Origin of the sequence: Ilumatobacter sp., assembly GCF_049588435.1 — a bacterium.
Classification (GTDB): Bacteria; Actinomycetota; Acidimicrobiia; order Acidimicrobiales; family Ilumatobacteraceae; genus Ilumatobacter_A.
Genome location: NZ_JBAVYV010000305.1, coordinates 1 through 2,265 on the forward strand (window position 1 = coordinate 1; position 2,265 = coordinate 2,265).

Consider the following 2,265-nt stretch of genomic DNA (forward strand, 5'->3'; position numbering starts at 1 on the left):
CCATCGGTCACGTCGACGTGCGCGGCGCGCAGTCGCGTCCGGGCCGCTGGGGTGAGTTCCGCCACGACCCGTTCGGCTGCCGCAACGTCGATGTCCGCCACCACCAGTTCGCCGAGGTCTGCGTACGACGAGGCCACGTTCGCGGCCATGCGCCCCATTCCTCCCGCAGCGCCGAGTACGACCACCGTCGGCTGGTCCGGCACGTCGATCACCACAGTCCGGCCTCGGCGGCGACTTCCTGGGGAAGCCCTGTGGGTCGGACGACACCTTCCGGAGCCTCGAACGGCGTTTCGTCGGCGAAGCGTGTCAGGACATTCGTCGTCAGCTTCGCAACGTCATTGTCGTAGCCGTTCGTTGCGAGGCTGCCCGCCCAGGCAATGCTTCCGGTCGAGAACACGGCGCCGCCCTGGGGTGTCTCGAAGAACACGACGTCGGCCCGCACGGCGGTTCCCGGTATCGGGATACCTGTCGCGGCGAACTCCTCTTTCGTCTGCAGCATGTCGGGCGGGTGCCCAACCGAGGATGCCAAGATGATCGAGTGTGAGGGGGACCCAAGGCTCTCGTCGAAGCGGTCGATTTCCTGTCCGGCGGCGCCGCCGCCGATCGTGCCGTGGTCGCCGAGTAGATCGCTGTCGGTGAGACCCTCCACGGCGAAAGCCACCCGCGGGTCGTCCCATGCATCAGAACGGCGGTAGTGGCCCGAGGTGATGAAGCCCTGCGCCGCGAACCCGGACCCGGTGACGCGATTGGGCGGGCGACCAATCCGGCGCCAGAGTCCGCCGAGCTCACCGGACGTTTCCATCGCATACTCGCCGGGTTCGGATATCCAGGCGCGAGCGCCGTCTTCGGCACGTCGCACTTCCACTGCGCCAGGCATCGAACCATGTACCCCGGTCCGCCAGTAGAAGCCGTTTCCTCCCATCACCATCAACCTGCCGCCACGAGAAAGCCAGCCCTCCAGCGCGTCGAGCATGGGCGTGGTCCAGTACTCGGGATGGGTTCCGGTGACGATGACTCGGTAGCGATCGAGCAGCTCGCGGCCGTGGTCGTGGAGGGCGTCGTCGGTGATCACGTCGTGGGCCACGTTCGTACGATCGAGCCAGGCCACGATGTTCGTGTCTGCCGTGAACGACCACACGCCGCCTTTGGGTTTGAGATTCATGACGGGTCGTTTGTGCGAGCTGTTCGCGACGCCGTGCCCGTCGGCGTGGATTTCGTAGCAACTGAGACCGCATTCGGGGTGTTCCATGAGGAAGCGGTCGTTGGCGACCTCGGCCTCGGCCCAGCTTCCGAAGATCAGGTCGGGGCTGAGATTCAGTCGAACGTTCGCGTACGCCCGGTAGGTGATCGTCGATGCGAGCCACGCCACGTCGGCGGGTGCATCGTCGTCGCCGGGAGCAACGAAGAAGACCGCATGATCCTCGTCGCCGTTTTCCGTCCGCGACCGCAGCGCGTAGACGCCGCTCTGGAGGTCGCCGGGGACGACAAGGCTGCACGTCGTCTCCCACTCCGCGTCTGCCAGATCGTCGGAGTGGAAGTGGATGGCCCCGTAGTGTCGACGGTCGACCGTCCAGTCGTGCACCTCTCCCGTCCACTCGACGCCCGGTATCGCCCGCGACGGCAGCTGCATTGTGCGGCCGTGCAGCTGATGCAGCCCCCGGTCGCTGATGCGCTCGGTCCCGATGTCGAGCGAGAAATCCCACCGAACGTCGGGCTCGCCGTACGGGTCCGAGCCCACGCTGCAGGCGTCGAGCCGTCCGTCGAAGTACTGGTCGCGCTGGTCTCCCTGCATTCGAGCCGCGAAGGTCACCGGCCCTTCCGAGCACACGCGAGCGCGGGCCTGTCGTTTCCCGGTCCACGGCCGCGCTGTCACTCGGTCACCGGGTGCGGTGACCAGCGGAACCGCCGACATTCGCATCTCCTCTTCGTCGGGGTCGTAGTTGGCGGTGATTCGCGTCCAGCGGCGGAGCGGGACGGGTGACTCGGCCGTGAGTTCGATCGCTGTTCCGTCGTCGCCTCGAGTGACGAAGCACGCGACACCGTCGCGCAGTTCGAGCGCGAATCCACCGCGTTCGTCCGAGCAGTCAAGCAACGTGCGCGACCCGTCGACCAGGGTCGGAAAGACGCAGAGCTCGACACGCAAACCCTTGAGGTCGGCAAAGAAGGGGTTCGGTGGGACGACCGCCCAAGATCCTTGCCGCAGCGACTGAGGCTTGCCGTCGTAACGACCGTTCAGCGCGCTGTCACATTCACTTTCTTCGTACC

General features: G+C 66.4%; 1 protein-coding gene. It reads right to left on the reverse strand.

The window, feature by feature from the left end; translation table 11 throughout:
• Positions 1-208: 208 nt before the first annotated feature.
• Positions 209-2,265, reverse strand: a 2,057-nt coding sequence (locus tag WBV89_RS11845; protein ID WP_423981557.1) for a N,N-dimethylformamidase beta subunit family domain-containing protein, incomplete at its 5' end; no start/stop codon positions are given.